The sequence below is a fragment of the Pseudomonas sp. FG35 genome (assembly GCF_057809295.1).
Genome location: NZ_JBMDJR010000002.1, coordinates 122,165 through 139,157, shown reverse-complemented (window position 1 = coordinate 139,157; position 16,993 = coordinate 122,165). Strand labels below are relative to the sequence as shown.

The window sequence follows — 16,993 nt, the reverse complement described above, 5'->3', positions numbered from 1 at the left end:
TTCGCGAGCAAGCTCGCTTCCCCAAAGAACTGTCTGGTTTCGTTCCCCTCACAGAGCGGAAAAAAATCTCAACAGCAGCGCCCGCAGAACCTCCTCAAACGAGCCTTACCAAACTACCAAAAACCACCCCTGATCCTTCTCTAGCAGCCAACGTCGCCGATATTGAAGCGATCACACTTACCCTTGATTTGGCACTCATCAGCTTCGAACGTGCAGGTATTTTTAACACCTGAAATTTATTGCGGAACATCTGGCCGTCATCTCGGTCGGGTACAAAGAGTGATATCCGCGACGTACGTCAGAAGCGTGCAAAAACGCGACATTTTTAGTTGATCTCAGGCCCCTCACGCCCTAAAGTTCGCGCCGAACGTCCATGCTGGAAACGATCCATCCGGCTCAAGTACTGACGACGAGACAGCAAGGCCAAGGGAAAGAAAGACTACATTTCCCATGGCCTTTTTGCTTTCGGCGACATGCCTTGGGAAGTAGGCGAACCAAAGTGGGGATACGGAGGACGTTCATTTGCACCCATTGATTAACGACGTTTGCCACTAGGAGTCCCAAGTATGTCGATCCAGGTCGAAGACTATTTCGCGCGCGAAACCTTTCAGAAAATGAAGGCGTTCGCCGACAAACAGGAAACCCCGTTCGTGGTGATCGACACCGCGATGATCGCCCAGGCTTACGATGACCTGCGCGCCGGTTTCGAATTCGCCAAGGTCTACTACGCGGTCAAGGCCAACCCGGCCGTCGAGATCATCGACCTGCTCAAAGAGAAGGGTTCGAGCTTCGACATCGCCTCGATCTATGAGCTGGACAAAGTGCTGAGCCGTGGCGTCAGCGCGGATCAGATCAGCTACGGCAACACCATCAAGAAATCCAAGGACATTCGCTACTTCTATGAGAAGGGCGTGCGTCTGTTCGCCACCGACTCGGAAGCCGACCTGCGCAACATCGCCAAGGCCGCACCGGGCGCCAAAGTCTATGTGCGCATCCTGACCGAAGGCTCGACCACGGCCGACTGGCCACTGTCGCGCAAATTCGGCTGCCAGACCGACATGGCCATGGACCTGCTGATCCTCGCCCGTGACCTGGGCCTGGTGCCGTACGGCATCTCGTTCCACGTCGGTTCGCAACAGCGTGACATCAGCGTCTGGGACGCGGCGATCGCCAAGGTCAAAGTGATTTTCGAGCGCCTGAAAGAAGAAGACGGCATCCACCTGAAGCTGATCAACATGGGCGGAGGCTTCCCGGCCAACTACATCACCCGCACCAACAGCCTGGAAACCTACGCTGAAGAAATCATCCGCTTCCTCAAGGAAGACTTCGGTGATGACCTGCCGGAAATCATTCTGGAGCCAGGCCGTTCGCTGATCGCCAACGCCGGTATCCTGGTCAGTGAAGTGGTGCTGGTCGCCCGTAAATCCCGCACCGCCGTCGAACGTTGGGTTTATACCGATGTGGGCAAGTTCTCGGGCCTGATCGAAACCATGGACGAAGCGATCAAGTTCCCGATCTGGACCGAGAAGAAAGGCGAGATGGAAGAAGTCGTGATCGCCGGCCCGACCTGCGACAGCGCCGACATCATGTACGAAAACTACAAGTACGGCCTGCCGCTGAACCTGGCGATCGGTGATCGCCTGTACTGGCTGTCGACCGGTGCGTACACCACCAGCTACAGCGCCGTCGAGTTCAATGGCTTTCCGCCGCTGAAGTCGTTCTACGTGTAAGCGATGCTGGCGTAATGCAAAAAGCCCATGACGTGTCATGGGCTTTTTTGTGGCTGCGATTCAGGTGTTCTGTAACTCGGCGCAACGACGAGCGTAGGCCTGCGCCAGTGCCTGGATTCGCGGATCGGTTGCGCTTGCCAACGTCTGGCTGGCCACTCGCAGGAAGTTCAGGTTGCCGCCGGTCAGCGCTTTCTCCAGCCAGACCAACGCATCATCAACGCGCCCCTCCGCCGCCAGTACTGCCGCGTGGCTGAACTGCCCGCGAAAGTCTCCGCCTTCGGCCGAACGTCGATACCAGTCACGGGCCGCTGCCGGATCCGACGGGCACACTTGCCCTTCCTCCAGATAACGCCCGAGCAAGTTCATCGACTTGGCATGACCGGCCTCGGCAGCGCGTTGATACAACGCCATGGCCTGAAAATGATCGACCGCTACACCGCGTCCGGTTGCGAGCAGATTGGCGAAGTTGTACATCGCCCAATCCAGCCCTTCATCTGCTGCAACGCGATAATGCCTGGCGGCAACTGCTGCGTCCGCCACACAACCCCATCCGTGTTCATGGCAGCGACCGAGCATGTTGCGCGCCATCAGATGACCTTGCCCTGCAGCAATCTCAAACCAGCGCAATGCCAACGGCTGATCCTGAGCAATCCCGTGGCCATCGAGCAGGATCTGCCCGAGCAGCGCCTGCGCCTCCAGCACGCCCTCACCCGCCGCCAGCAGAATTGCCTGAGCCGCGCGGGCAGGACTTTCTTCGAGCATGGCCGTGAGGCGTTCGCCGTCGAGGACTTCTTCGCGACGCAACCGAAAGTCCGCCACTTACACCTCGACCCAGCGGCGCAAGAGGTTGTGATAGGTGCCGGTAAGGCGGATCAGCGAAGGGTGATCGGGCATGTCGTGGGTCAGTTGCTGGATCGCACCGTCCATCTCGAACAGCAAGGCGCGCTGGCTGTCCTCTCGCACCAGGCTCTGGGTCCAGAAGAACGAGGCATAACGCGCACCACGAGTGACCGCGTTGACCTTGTGCAGGCTGGTGCCGGGGTACAGCACCATGTCGCCGGCGGGCAGTTTCACCCGCTGGGTGCCGAAAGTGTCCTGGATTTCCAGTTCGCCGCCGTCGTAGTCCTCGGGCTCGCTGAAAAACAGCGTGGCGGACAGGTCGGTGCGTACGCGCTCGATACTGCCCTTGGGCTGGCGCACGGCGTTGTCGATGTGGAAATCGAAACTGCCGCCCGCCGTGTAGCAGTTGAGTAACGGCGGGAACACTTTGTGCGGCAGCGCGGCGGACATGAACAGCGGATTTTTCCACAGGCGCTCAAGCATCGCCGCGCCAATCTCTTTGGCCAGTGGATGGCCTTCCGGCAACTGCAGATTGTGCTTGGCCTTGGCCGATTGATAGCCGGCGGTGATCTTTCCATCAGCCCAGTCGGCTTGTTCCAGAGCCTCGCGGATGCGCCGCACTTCGTCTTTCTCAAACAGAGCGGGGATGTGCAGGAGCATGGCGACGTCACCAGATGACAAAAGGATGCCAATGGTATTGATTCTTATTGGCCGTGTAAAACGCGCTAGACGAATGAACTGGCAAAAACCGTAAGGTTAAATTGTAAAGAATGTAAATTCAGTGCGAATAACAATGTTTCGCAATTGATACGAATACCTGTTTACCCTATATTTCGCCGCCTCAAATCCTTGGGGAGGGGAATAAAAATGGCACGTCAACCCGCACAATTACCGGTCAGTTCACCGCGTCTGCTCGCTTCCGCCATCGGCGTGGCAATTACCGCCGGCTCCGCAGGCCACATGGTGTTCGCCGCCGAAAAAACCGACAGTAAAGCCACCGGCAATGCCATCGCCCTGGACGCCACCGCCATCACCGGCGAAGCCCAGGACTCGACGTCCTACCAGGTCGAGAAAGCCTCCTCGCCCAAGTACACCGCGCCGCTGGTCGACACGCCGCGCTCGGTCACCGTCATTCCGCAACAGGTACTCAAAGACACCGGCGCCCTGAACATGCAGGACGCACTGCGCACCGTGCCGGGCATCACCTTCGGTGCCGGTGAAGGCGGCAACCCGCAGGGCGACCGTCCGTTCATCCGCGGTTTCGACGCCCAGGGCGACACTTACCTCGACGGCGTGCGCGACACCGGCTCCCAGAGCCGCGAAATCTTCGCCGTGGAAAACATCGAAGTCAGCAAGGGCCCGAACTCCGCCATCGGCGGTCGCGGCGCGGCGGGCGGCAGCATCAACCTGGTGAGCAAGAAAGCGCACCTGGGCAATTCGTTCGACGGTGGCTTCACCTGGGGCTCCGACCAGACCCAGCGCTACACCATGGATGGCAACTACCAGTTCAGCGACACCGCTGCCGGTCGTCTGAACCTGATGAGCCACGAGAGCAACGTCGCCGGTCGCGACAAGGTCGACTACGACCGTTGGGGCATCGCGCCGTCCCTGGCCTTCGGCCTGGGCACCGACACCCGCGTCAACCTCGACTACTACCATCTCGAAAGCAATGACACCCCGGATTCGGGCATTCCTTACACCATCCCTGCCGGCGGCTCGGCGGTGCGCACCAAGTCCAACCCGGACAAGCCGTACGCCGGCGGCGATCACAGCAATTTCTACGGTCTGGACCGCGACTTCCGCAAGGGCCGCACCGACACCGCGACCTTCGCCATCGAGCATGACCTGAGCGACTCGCTGACCATCAAGAACACCCTGCGTCACGGCACCAGCATGCAGGATTACATCCTGACCCAGCCGGACGACAGCAAGGGCAACGTCAACAACGGCAGCGTCTGGCGTCGTGCGAACACTCGCGTGAGCAACACCGAGACCACCACCAACCAGACCGATCTGTTCGGCAACTTCTACGTCGCCGGTTTCAAGAACAGCTTCTCCACCGGTGTCGAATACACCCGTGAGGAAAGCAGCAAATCCTCGTACAACGTCAACACCGACACCACGCCGCGCACCTCGGCCGTGACCACCAACTGCAACCCGGGCCTGATCGGCGCCGCCAGCGGCTACAACTGCACCTCGCTGTCGAACCCGAACCCGAACGATCCGTGGAACGGCGCGATCTCGCGCAACTACGCCGGCACCGACACCCAGTCCGATACCTACGCGCTGTATGTGTTCGACACCCTGGAGCTGTCCGAGCAATGGCTGGTGAACATGGGCCTGCGTTACGACCACTTCGAAACCGGCTACAAGACTTACAACAACGCTGGCCGCACCACCTCCAAGGGTGCTGACACCAGCGAGTTCGTCACCGGTCAGTTCGGCATCGTCTACAAGCCGGCAGAGAACGGCAGCATCTACGCGTCCTACGCCACCTCCGCCACACCGCCGGGCAACACCCTGGGTGAAGGTCAGGAAGGCAACCCGCTGGGCGGCACCCCGGATCGCAATGGCAACCTGCTCAAGAGCGACATGGAGCCGGAAACCACCAAGAACTACGAAATCGGCACCAAGTGGGATCTGCTGAACGATCGCCTGTCGCTGACCGCCGACATCTTCCGTACCGAGAAAGAAAACGCGCGTGTCCAGGTTGATACCACCTCGTACGAAAACGCCGGCAAGACGCGTGTACAAGGTATCGAGTTGTCCGCCAGCGGCAAGATCACCGACAAGTGGCAAGTGTTCGCCGGTTATGCCTACATGGACAGCGAACAGGTTGACGGTGGCGACCTGCCGGCCAACAAGGCCAACAACGGCAACGAGCTGCCTAACACGCCGAAAAACAGCGCCAGCCTGTGGACCACTTACCAGGTCACGCCGAAGCTGACCATCGGTGGCGGTGCGTTCTACGTGGATGACGTGTTCGGCAACGTGGCCAACACCACCATGGTCGATTCCTACGTTCGCTACGACGCGATGGCGGCGTACAAGCTGAGCAAGAACGTCGACCTGCAACTGAACGTGCAGAACCTGACCAACGAGACCTACTACGACAAGGCCTTCTCGACCCACTTCGCCAACCAGGCGGCGGGCCGTACGGCATTGCTGAGCACCAACTTCCACTTCTGATAGAAGCCGGAAGCACCGGGCCCCGTTCATTCATTTGAGCGGGGCTTTTGTGCGTAATAAAGAACGTTTCTCGATAGGCCACGGCATAATGCACGCCGTGAACACAACCTCCGAACGGACAAGGCAAGCAACGTGTTGAAGAAAACCCTGTTCCAGTTGCACTGGTTTTTTGGCATCACTGCCGGGCTGGTGCTGGCCCTGATGGGCATCACCGGCGCTGCCTATTCGTTTCAGGACGAAATTCTCAAAGCCCTCAACCCCTCCGTGTTGCAGGTCGAGAAACAGGTCGCCGGCGTCCTGCCGCCCGCCGATCTGGTGGCACAGATCGAAGCAGCCTCGGGCAAGAAAGTCTCGATGCTCTCGGTCGAGACCGAAAGCGGCAGCGCCGGACGCGTCTGGTTCACCCCGCCCAAAGGCGAGCGCCGGGGCGAGATGCGCTACTTCGATCCCTACACCGCCGAGTTCAAGGGCGAGGCCACCGGCCAGGACTTCTTCGGCCTGATGCTGCAACTGCACAGGTTCCTCGCCATGGGCGATACCGGCCGCAACATCACCGGCGCCTGCACCCTGATGCTGCTGTTCTTCTGCCTGTCCGGCCTGTACCTTCGCTGGCCGCGCCAGTGGAACAGCTGGCGCGTGTGGCTGACCCTGGACTGGAAGAAAAAGGGTCGCAGCTTCAACTGGGATCTGCACTCGGTGTTCGGCACCTGGTGCATGCTGGTGTATCTGCTGCTGGCACTGACCGGACTGTCCTGGTCGTACGAGTGGTACAACAAGGGCCTGACCAAATTGCTTTCCGACGCGCCGCAAAACGAACGCGTGCGCGGCGGACGCGGCCCTGCCCCTGAAGGCCCGGCGCCGACCGCCGATTACGCCGCGATGTGGGTCAGCATCTACAGTTCCGCAGGTCCAGGCCTCGCCGCCTACAACATCCGCATGCCGCCAGTGGCCGGCCAACCGGCGACCGTGTTCTACCTGCTCGACAGCTCGCCCCATGACCGCGCGCTGAACCAGATCACCCTCGACCCGGCCACCGGCGTCGTCAAACGGGTCGACCGCTACGCCGACAAGAGCTTCAAGGCGCAATTGCTGACCAGCATTTACGCGCTGCACGTCGGCAGCTATTTCGGTCTGGTCGGACGGATCATCGTCACTGTCGCGGCCGTCTTGATGCCGCTGTTCTTCATCACCGGCTGGCTGCTGTACCTGGATCGCCGGCGCAAGAAAAAGCAGATCAAGGATGCCCGCAAAGGCCTCGATCAACCGGCCGGCGATACGCCGGCGTGGCTGATCGGTTTCGCCAGCCAGAGCGGTTTTGCCGAGCAACTGGCGTGGCAGACTGCGGGTCAATTGCAAGCCGCCGGATTGCCGGTGAAGGTGCAGCCGCTGGCGAATGTCAGCGAGCAGGATCTGCGCGAATCGAACAACGCGCTGTTCGTGGTCAGTACCTTCGGCGACGGCGAAGCACCGGACAGCGCTCGCGGTTTCGAGCGCAAGGTATTGAGCAACGCCTCGACCCTCGACAGCCTCAACTACGCGGTGCTCGGCCTTGGCGATCGGCAGTATCAACACTTCTGCGGTTTCGCCCGACGCCTGCATCAATGGCTGGGCGAACACGGCGGCAAGACCCTGTTCGCCCCGGTCGAAGTCGACAGTGGCGATCCTTACGCCCTGCGTCACTGGCAGACCCAGCTCGGCCTGATCACCGGGCAAGCGCCGGTCGACACCTGGCAGGCGCCGAGCTACGAGAACTGGACACTGGTGCGCCGCGAGCTGATGAACCCGGACAGCAGCGGCGCCCCTGTTTTCCTGCTCGGCCTGACCGCGCCGACTTCTCGCAGCTGGCTGGCCGGTGACCTGGTGGAAGTGCTGCCGCGCAACTGCCCGTGGGCCATCGAGCATTTCCTCGACGGTCTCGGCATCCGTGGCGAAACCAGCGTCAAGGTCAACGGCCTGCAAGAGCCGCTGGAAGTGGCCCTCGCCAGCCGCCAATTGCCCGAGCACCGCGCGCATCTGGTCGGCCTGCACGCTCAGGCGCTGGTCGATGCGATGGTGCCGCTGGCGATGCGCGAATACTCGATCGCCTCGATTGCCGCAGACGGCGTGCTGGAACTGATCGTGCGTCAGGAACAGCATGCCGACGGCAGCCTCGGCATCGGCTCCGGCTGGCTGACCGAGCATGCTCCGGTCGGCGGCAGCATCAGCCTGCGGGTCCGCCGCAACAGCGGTTTCCATCTGCCGAACGCTCCGGTGCCGATGATCCTGCTGGGCAACGGCACCGGCCTTGCCGGACTGCGCAGCTTGCTCAAGGCACGGATCGCCGATGGTCAACAGCGCCACTGGTTGCTGTTCGGCGAACGCAATCGCGAGCACGATTTCCTCTGTCGCGCGGAGCTGGAAGAGTGGTTGATCAATGGCGATCTGGAACGCCTGGATCTGGCGTTCTCGCGGGATCAGGCCGAAAAGATTTACGTGCAGGATCGCCTGCGCGAATCGGCCGCCGAGTTGAAGAAATGGCTGGCGGACGGTGCGGTGATCTACATCTGCGGCAGCCTTCAAGGCATGGCGTCGGGCGTGGATCAGGTGCTCAATGAAGTGCTGGGCGCCGCCGAAGTCGAACGCCTGATCGAACAGGGTCGCTATCGCCGCGACGTTTACTGACCACACATGACAAATGTGGGAGCGAGCTTGCTCGCGATAGCGGTTTTACATTCAACTCATTCGTTGTCTGTTATATCGCTATCGCGAGCAAGCTCGCTCCCACAGTTTTTTTTGCGGTGAACTCAAGTCGGTTGCAGCTTCTGCTCGAACACCGCAACCCCCTCCAGATCCCGCAGCACCACACTCATGTCCCCGCTCTGCCCGTCAATGTTCACCTCACCGAAAAACTGAAACCCGGCAAACGGCGATGCGTTCTGCGTCAGTGGTGCTTTCTGGAACACCACCTGCGGGCCAAAAGTCTTGTCCAGCGGATTGGGTCCGAAACTGCCGGCGTTCAACGGTCCTGCGACAAACTCCCAGAACGGTTCGAAATCCTGGAATGCCGCGCGATCCGGGTGGTAGTGATGCGCTGCGCAGTAATGCACGTCCGCCGTCAGGAACACGAAATTGCGCACCTGTTGCGCGCGCAAAAAGCCCAGCAGCTCGGCGACTTCCAGCTCACGTCCCTGCGCCGGGCCGGGGTCGCCGTTGGCCACCGCTTCCCAGCGCGCAACACCGGGACTGACCTCGCCATCCGGCACGCCGAGACCGATCGGCATGTCGGCGGCGATGACTTTCCACTGGGCTTTCGACGCCTTCAGTCCGCGCTTGAGCCAGTTCAATTGCTCACGCCCGAGGAACGGTTTTTCCGCCCCGAGATTGTCGTCGTTGGCGCCGCGATAACTGCGCATGTCGAGCACGAACACATCGAGCATCGGCCCGTAGCTCAGCTTGCGATAGATCCGCCCGCCGCCATCGGCCGCCTGCAAACGCATCGGCGAATATTCGAGCCAGGCCTGACGCGCACGGCCGACCAGGGTGTGGATATTTTTTTCCTGATAGCGCTCGTCGAGCTGCTTGCCCGGCGACCAGTTGTTGACCACTTCATGGTCGTCCCACTGCCAGATCTGTGGCACTTCGGCATTGAAGCGACGGACGTTTTCATCCATCAGGTTGTAGCGGTAATTGCCGCGATAATCGTCGAGGGTCTGGGCGACTTTGCTCTTGGCTTCGGTGGTGAGGTTGCGCCAGATCCGGCCACCTTCAGTGCTCAGTTGCGCCGGCACCGGGCCGTCGGCATAGATGGTGTCGCCGCTGTGGATAAAGAAGTCCGGCAGGCGCATGCGCATGGCTTCATAGATGCGCATGCCGCCGATATCGGGGTTGATGCCGAAGCCCTGGCCGACGGTATCGCCGCTCCAGACAAAACGGAGATTGCGCCGCGCCGTCGGTGCACTGCGCAAGTGGCCGAGCCACGGCTCGCTGGCAACGCCGGTGCGGGCGTCCTTGAAATACACGCGATAGAAAATCGCCTGATCGGCGGGCAGCCCGGTGAGTTCGACGCGGGCGGTGAAATCGCTGCGGGCATCGGCCAGCGCGGAGATGACGCGGCGCGGATGGCGGAACTGACTGCGGGTGTCCCACTCCACCACCATCTGCGCCGGGCGGTCGGCGCGGCTCCAGATCATCGCGCGGTCGCCCTGCAAGTCGCCGGATTGCACGCCGTCAGTGAGTTGCGGTCGATCCTTGACCGACGCGATCACGGCCGGCGCCAGCCCCGGCATCAGCAGTCCGGCACCGACGGCTTGCATCACGCGCCGGCGACCGGGATTGAAATCGCTCATGGTGTTCTCCCTGAAAAAAGGAAAACTTAAGCACTGCTAGATGAAAGGGGTGTGACACCTCACGCCTTCGCGGGCTCCAGCGCCAGTTCCACGGCTTCCGGTCGTTTGACCAGCGCGTACACCACCGCCGTCAGCAGGCTGCCCGCGACAATCGCCAGCAGGTACAACAGCGCATGGTTGATCGCATTCGGAATCGCCAGCACGAACAGGCCACCGTGGGGCGCCATCAGTTTGCAGCCGAAATACATCGACAACGCACCGGTCAACGCACCGCCGGCAATGCTCGCCGGGATCACCCGCAACGGGTCTTTCGCGGCAAACGGAATCGCCCCTTCGGAGATGAAGCACAACCCGAGCACCAGCGCCGCTTTACCGGCTTCGCGTTCGGTCTGGGCGAACTTGCGACGGGCGATGAAGGTGGCAATGCCCAGACCGATCGGCGGCACCATGCCGGCGGCCATGGTCGCGGCCATCGGTGCGTAACTCTGCGAGGCGAGCAGCCCCACCGAGAATGCATAGGCAGCCTTGTTGATCGGCCCGCCGAGGTCGACGCACATCATGCCGCCCAGCAGCACACCGAGCAGAATTGCGTTAGTGGTGCCCATGCTGTCGAGAAAATGCGTCAGCGCCGCGAGCATCCCGGCCACCGGTTTGCCGACCACGTAAATCATCACCAGCCCGGTGAACAGACTGGCGAACAACGGGATGATCAGAATCGGTTTCAGCGCTTCCAGGCTTTGCGGCAGCGCCACATACCGACTGATCGCCTTGGCCGCGTAGCCTGCGATAAACCCGGCAACGATCCCGCCGATGAAGCCGGCGCCCAGAGTGCTCGCCAGCAAACCGCCGATCATGCCCGGCGCGAGTCCAGGACGGTCGGCAATCGACCAGGCGATGTAACCGGCCAGCAAAGGCACCATCAATTTGAACGCGGTCTCGCCACCGATCTGCATCAGCGCCGCCGCCAGCGTGCCTTCTTCCTTGAACGCGGTGATGCCGAAGACGAACGACAAGGCGATCATCAGACCGCCCGCCACCACCATCGGCAGCATGAAAGAAACGCCAGTCAGCAGGTGTTTGTAGACGCCGCTTTTCTCTTGCTTGGCCGGGACTTTTGCATCGCCGGCAGCGTTTTCCACGACACCGTCGGCCAGGGCTTTTTTCAGCGTGGCTTCGGACTGCTTCAACGCAATCCCGGTGCCGCAGCGGTAGATTTTCTTGCCAGCGAAACGCTCGGTGGCGACTTCAATGTCAGCCGCCAGCAGCACCACGTCAGCCTCGGCAATCGCGGCTGCGCTCAGCGGATTGCGCGCGCCGACCGAGCCCTGGGTTTCGACTTGCAGGTCGTAGCCCAGACGCTTGGCAGCTTGCTGCAAGGCTTCGGCGGCCATGAAGGTGTGGGCGACGCCGGTCGGGCACGCGGTGACCGCGACCAGTCGCGGCGCTTGTGCGCTAGCAACTGTGGATGGCGTTTCGGCAGCGACGTAAACCTCGGCCTCGACTGCGCCACGTCGCAGCACGTCTTCGACATCCTGCAGGGCTTGCGCCGGTGCAATCCGAAAGACTTTCTTGCCGATGAACCGGGTCATGTCCACCGGTCCCGTGGCCACCAGCAATACCCATTCGGCGGCCTCGATGGTGGCCGCCGACAATTCACGTTCCGGGTGCGCGGCGTCTACCACTTCGACGCTGGTGCTCCAGCCCTGACGCTGGGCCGCGGCATCCAGCAACCGGGCGCACAGCACACTGGTGACCATGCCGTTCGGGCAGGACGTGACAATGGCTAACTTCATGACAAACCCTCTTATTGTTCTGTCAGGGGGCGCACGCGCACGCCCTGTTCGAGCCGCGCCAGTTGCGCAACATCGTGAATGCCGAAACCGATCTGGGTTACCGCCTGCGCCGCAATCGCCGTAGCAGTGCGCAGGGTTTGTTCCGGCGTGTCGGCGCTGAGCAGACCGTGGAGCATGCCGGCCAGCAACGAATCGCCGGCACCGACCGTACTGGCGACGCTGACCTTCGGCGGCGTCGCATGCAGCGCCGAGCCGACGCTGAACCAGTTCACACCGTCGGCGCCGTGGGAAATCACCACATGCTCGATGCCCTGGGCGTGCAGCCGATTGGCCGCTTCGGCCTGAGACGCGTGGGACACGACTTCACAGCCCAGCGCATCGGCCAGTTCTTCGGTATTCGGCTTGATCAGCCACGGACCGGCCTTGAGCGCTGCGCGCAAAGCTTCGCCGCTGGTGTCCAGGGCGACTTTCAAACCCAACGCCTTCAAACGCTCGACCAACTCGCGCAGCCACTGTGCAGTCACGCCGCGCGGCAAACTGCCGGCCACCACCACCGCGTCATGCCCCGGCGCGATCTGCACCAGACGCTCCAGCAATGCCTGTTGCGCCACCACGCCCACAACCGGGCCCGGGCCGTTGATGTCAGTGATGCGTCCGTCCTGCTCCGCGACCTTGATGTTGCTGCGGGTCTCGCCGGGCACCCGGATAAACGCATCGGTGAAACCGCGCTTGGCGAACAGGTTTTCGAACGCCTGCAAATTGTCTTCGCCGAGAAAGCCGCTGACCGTCAGTTGATGACCGAGGTCGGCCAGAACTTGTGCGACGTTCACGCCCTTGCCGGCGGCGTGGGTGTGCATCTCGTCGCTGCGATTGACCTGACCGGCCTCAAGACGTGGCAACTGCACCGTGAGGTCCAGCGCCGGGTTGAGGGTCAGGGTGAGAATCTTGGCCATTACAGGGCCTCCACTAATGCGCGCACTTCGTTGGCGCTGCCCACGGCCAGGGCTTGTTGAGCAAGGGTTTGCGTCTGGGTCAGGCTGAGTTCGCGGATGCGTGCCTTGACCTCGGCGATGCTGCGCCCGGAGACGCTCAGTTCATCCACACCGAGGCCGACCAGCACCGGTACCGCCAGCGGATCAGCCGCTAGCTCGCCGCAGACGCCGACCCATTTGCCGTGGGCGTGGGCCGCGCGCACGGTGATGTCGATCAGTTGCAGAACCGCCGGGTGCAAGCCGTCAGCCTGGGCGGACAGGGTCGGATGACCCCGGTCAATGGCCAGGGTGTATTGGGTCAGGTCGTTGGTGCCGACGCTGAAGAAATCCACTTCTTTGGCCAGCACCGGCGCGAGCAAGGCTGCGGACGGCACTTCGATCATGATCCCCAGTTGCAAGTCGGCAACCGGGATTTCCAGACGCAGGCGCTCGGTCATGTCGCGGGCCTGACGCCACTCTTCGACGCTGCCGACCATCGGGAACATGATCCGCAACGGACGGTGGTCCGCCGAACGCAGCAAGGCGCGCAACTGCGCTTCCATGATCTGCGGACGCTGCAAGGTCAGGCGAATCCCGCGCACGCCGAGGAACGGATTCTCTTCCTTGGCGATCGGCCAATAAGGCAGCGGTTTGTCGCCGCCGACATCGAGGGTGCGCACCACCAGCGGCCGACCGGCGAGGCCGTCGAGGACGCGGCGGTATTCGGCTTCCTGAGTCGCCTCGTCCGGCGCTTGCGGATGGGCCATGAAAATCAGCTCGGTGCGCAGCAGGCCGATGCCTTCGGCGCCCTGCTCCACCGCGCCGATGACGCCAGCGCTTTCACCGATGTTGGCGAACACTTCCACGGCGTGGCCGTCGGTGGTGTGCGCCGGTTGATGGCGTTGTTCGGCGGCGGCTTTCAGGCGTTGTTCGCGGGTGTCGCGTTCCTCGCTGGCGCGTTGCAGGGTCGCGCCATCCGCGTCCACGTGCAAGCGACCGCGCTGGCCGTCGAGCAGCAACGGCGTGCCCGGTTTCAGCAGCAACACTGCAGCGCCCGCACCGACCAGCGCCGGAATTCCCAGCGCGCGAGCCACGATGGCGCTGTGAGCGGTGGCGCCGCCACGGGCGGTAAGAATCCCCGCGACCCGCGCCGGATCCAGACGCGCCACGTCGGACGGGCCGACCTCGTCCATCACCAGAATGTACGGTTGCTCAGGCTCGGCGGGCGTCTGCACGCCACACAGTTGCGCCAGCACCCGGCGCCCGATATCACGCAGGTCGGCAGCACGTTCGGCGAGCAACGCGTCGTGCAACGCTTCCTGTTGTTTTGCAGCGGCCTCGATCACGGCCATCCAGGCTGCTTCGGCGCTTTCGCCCTGCTTGAGGCGAGTGTCGACTTCATCGGTGAGTTCCGGGTCGTCGAGCATTTCCTGGTGGGTGATGAAAATCTCGCGGATCGCCTTGGCCTTGCTGCGCTCGATCAGGCCTTGAATGTCCTGACGCACGTCGGCCAGCGCTTGCTTGAGACGCTCGCGCTCAATGGCGGCGGACTCGCCGCGCAACGGGTAATCGATGGTTTGCTGGACCTGAATGTGCGCCGGGCCGATGGCGATGCCGGGGGCGGCGGGAATCGCTTGCAGCAAGCTGCCGGAGGCCGGGGCGATGATAACTTCGGCTATGTCGGTGATCACTTCGGGTTGTTGGCTGACGGCCGGCAGCGGTTCGACTTCTTCGCCGAGGCCTTCTTCGATGGCGGCCAGCAAGGCCGGCAAGGCGTCGGCGGCGATGCTCGGTTCGGCGATGATTTCCAGCACCTGGCCACGACGGGCGCCGAGGCTCAGCAATTTGCTCAGGCTTTTCACCGATACGGCGCTGTCCTGACCGTCGACGATGCGCACACGGATTTCGCCGTCAAAACTTTTCGCCAGTTGCGCGAGGATCTTCGCCGGCCGCGCGTGCAGACCATGGGCGTTGGCCAATGCGATACGTGCGCTAGGCCAGTCGGCCGGCAACTCGCCGCCGAGCACTTCGAGGACTTTGCGGCTACTGGTGGCGCGACCCAATTCATGGCCGCGACCTTCGATCAGCAACGCGCACAGCCGTTCGAGCAACGCCTGATGCGCTTCACCGAGACTGGCCAGACAGAACAGACCGCTGAGGGGCTGACCGAGGTAGCGCATCGGTTTGTCCGGCGTGACGAAGGCCAGGCCCGGACGCTTCACGGTCTGCTCGCTGTGCAGCCACCACAGGCCATCGCCCAGCGGCAGCGCTTCGACCTGCTGTAACACGCCGGCGAAACCGTTGCTCACGCAATCGGCCTGGCGCAGCAGGCGTGCTCCGCGCCAGACCAGTTCTTCGAAATCGTCGGCCGATACGCCGAGGCCGATCATCTGCGCATCCAGCGCCAGCTCTTGCGGCGCGCCTTGCAGCAGTTTCAGCAGCGCTTCGGGCGAACTGGCGCGGCGCAGGGCCTGGCCCAGATCGGTCTCGCCGAGGGCGCGGGTCAGCAGTTGCAGCAGGCGCAAGTGTTCGTCGGATTTGGCGGCGATGCCGATGGCCAGATACACGATCTGGCCGTCGCCCCAGTCCACGCCGTCAGGAAACTGCATCAGGCGCACGCCGGTGGCGAATACCTGATCACGGGTTTCGGGCGTGCCGTGGGGGATCGCAATGCCTTGGCCGAGGAAGGTGGAGCCCTGAGCCTCCCGGGCCTGCAGGCCGGCGAGGTAGCCGTCGGCGACAAGTCCATCGGCGACCAGATGACTGGCCAGCAATTGCAAAGCGGCGGGTTTATCCACAGCCGACTGGCCCATGGATATCTGCTCTACAGTGAGCTCGAGCATGCGATCTCCTTTTTGGCGTCGTGTGACGCCAGGTATTGTTTTGAATGGTTGCAGCTTAGGCGCTGTAGGCCATCCTTTTCAGGAGGCAGTTTTGGCGGTTTCACGGCAGAACCGGCCAAAGGCGTCTAAAACGTAGAAAATACGCTTGCTGAAACGTTTAATCTAGATTGATCGGCACGTTACTCGATAATGTCCCATCCTTGAAGTCCAACTTGTCGGATGCGCTGAGACAATGGTCGCCTGCCTGAATCGGGTAGGATTGGCGAAAATGTCGCGGCAAGCTCGAAAAAACAAGGAAATCCCGGGTTGAAACTCAGTGATATCGCGCGGTTGGCCGGAGTGTCCGTGACCACCGCCAGCTACGTCATCAACGGCAAGGCCGAACAGCAACGCATCAGCAACGCCACCGTCGAGCGGGTGCGGGCGGTGGTCGATCTGCACGGCTTTACCCCCAATCCACAGGCGGCCGGGTTGCGCAGTCGGCACACCCGGACCCTGGGTTTTATCCTGCCGGATCTGGAAAACCCCAGTTACGCGCGGATCGCCAAACTGCTGGAGCAAGGCGCTCGGGCACGCGGCTATCAGCTGCTGATCGCCAGCTCCGACGATGCGCCAGACAGCGAGCGGCAATTGCTGCAACTGTTCCGCGCCCGGCGCTGCGATGCGTTGATCGTCGCCAGTTGCCTGCCGGCCGGTGACGACAGTTATCGCCAGTTGCAGACCAAGGGTTTGCCGATCATTGCCATCGACCGGGTGATGGATGCCGAACATTTCTGCTCGGTGGTCAGCGATGACCGCGAAGCCAGCCTGCACCTGACCGAAAGCCTGCTCGACCCGCAGCCGAAACAGATCGTACTGCTGGGCGCCCGCCCGGAACTGAGCATCAGCCAGGAACGTGAAGCCGGGTTCAAGCAAGCCCTGGCCGGGTTCAAGGGCGAAGTGCTGATCGAACACGCCGAGTCCTTCAGCCGCGAGTGCGGCAAGCAGCTGATGGAAGAACTCCTGCAACGCCTCGGGCATTTACCGGACGCGCTGGTGACCACGTCCTACGTGCTGCTGCAGGGCGTGTTCGACGCGCTGCATGACTTCCCGCTCAAAAACCGCCCGCTGCGCCTCGGCACATTCGGCGACACCCAGTTGCTCGACTTCCTGCCGCTGCCGGTCAACGCCATGGCCCAGCAGCACCAGTTGATCGCCGACAAGGCGCTGGAACTGGCGCTGGCGGCGGTCGAACAATCGGACTACCAGCCTGGCGTGCAGGCCATCGCCCGTACCTTCAAGCAGCGTATTCACCGGGACTGA

Annotated in this window: 10 protein-coding genes; 4 read left to right on the top strand and 6 right to left on the bottom strand. The window is 62.3% G+C overall.

The window, feature by feature from the left end; all coding sequences use genetic code 11:
• Positions 1-566 precede the first annotated feature (566 nt).
• Positions 567-1,730: a type III PLP-dependent enzyme gene (locus tag ACODTD_RS04680; RefSeq protein ID WP_007953693.1), complete on the top strand. Its 1,164-nt coding sequence runs from the start codon at positions 567-569 to the stop codon at positions 1,728-1,730.
• A gap of 60 nt (positions 1,731-1,790) precedes the next feature.
• Here ACODTD_RS04680 and ACODTD_RS04675 read toward each other — a convergent pair whose 3' ends face one another.
• Together ACODTD_RS04675 and ACODTD_RS04670 are read right to left on the bottom strand one after the other, a co-directional pair.
• Positions 1,791-2,492: a tetratricopeptide repeat protein gene (locus ACODTD_RS04675; RefSeq protein WP_221615234.1), complete on the bottom strand. Its 702-nt coding sequence runs from the start codon at positions 2,490-2,492 to the stop codon at positions 1,791-1,793.
• Positions 2,493-2,549: 57 nt separating this feature from the next.
• The gene (locus tag ACODTD_RS04670; protein WP_011332426.1) at positions 2,550-3,230 is read right to left on the bottom strand and encodes a Fe2+-dependent dioxygenase; all 681 of its coding nucleotides are present in this window, start codon (positions 3,228-3,230) and stop codon (positions 2,550-2,552) included.
• Positions 3,231-3,437: 207 nt separating this feature from the next.
• Here ACODTD_RS04670 and ACODTD_RS04665 point away from each other — a divergent pair, with 207 nt between their 5' ends.
• Positions 3,438-5,759 carry a TonB-dependent receptor gene (locus ACODTD_RS04665; RefSeq protein WP_489104571.1) on the top strand — a complete coding sequence of 774 codons (2,322 nt, stop codon included), beginning with the start codon at positions 3,438-3,440 and terminating at the stop codon, positions 5,757-5,759.
• Positions 5,760-5,891: 132 nt separating this feature from the next.
• Positions 5,892-8,420: a PepSY domain-containing protein gene (locus ACODTD_RS04660; protein WP_489104570.1), complete on the top strand. Its 2,529-nt coding sequence runs from the start codon at positions 5,892-5,894 to the stop codon at positions 8,418-8,420.
• A 122-nt stretch (positions 8,421-8,542) separates the two neighbouring features.
• Here ACODTD_RS04660 and ACODTD_RS04655 read toward each other — a convergent pair whose 3' ends face one another.
• From ACODTD_RS04655 to ptsP, 4 genes are read right to left on the bottom strand one after another with little or no spacing between them, the layout of a single operon-like run.
• Positions 8,543-10,084, bottom strand: a complete 1,542-nt coding sequence (locus tag ACODTD_RS04655; protein WP_489104569.1) for an alkaline phosphatase D family protein — start codon at positions 10,082-10,084, stop codon at positions 8,543-8,545.
• A gap of 59 nt (positions 10,085-10,143) precedes the next feature.
• Complete coding sequence (locus tag ACODTD_RS04650; RefSeq protein WP_197871373.1) at positions 10,144-11,877, bottom strand: PTS fructose-like transporter subunit IIB; 1,734 nt, start codon at positions 11,875-11,877, stop codon at positions 10,144-10,146.
• A gap of 11 nt (positions 11,878-11,888) precedes the next feature.
• Positions 11,889-12,830, bottom strand: a complete 942-nt coding sequence (gene pfkB, locus ACODTD_RS04645; RefSeq protein ID WP_489104568.1) for a 1-phosphofructokinase — start codon at positions 12,828-12,830, stop codon at positions 11,889-11,891.
• Complete coding sequence (gene ptsP, locus ACODTD_RS04640) at positions 12,830-15,691, bottom strand: phosphoenolpyruvate--protein phosphotransferase (RefSeq protein ID WP_489104567.1); 2,862 nt, start codon at positions 15,689-15,691, stop codon at positions 12,830-12,832. Before ptsP ends, pfkB begins: the two co-directional genes overlap by 1 nt.
• A gap of 306 nt (positions 15,692-15,997) precedes the next feature.
• Here ptsP and cra point away from each other — a divergent pair, with 306 nt between their 5' ends.
• On the top strand, positions 15,998-16,993 hold the full coding sequence (gene cra / locus ACODTD_RS04635) for a catabolite repressor/activator (protein WP_197871367.1): 996 nt from the start codon (positions 15,998-16,000) through the stop codon (positions 16,991-16,993).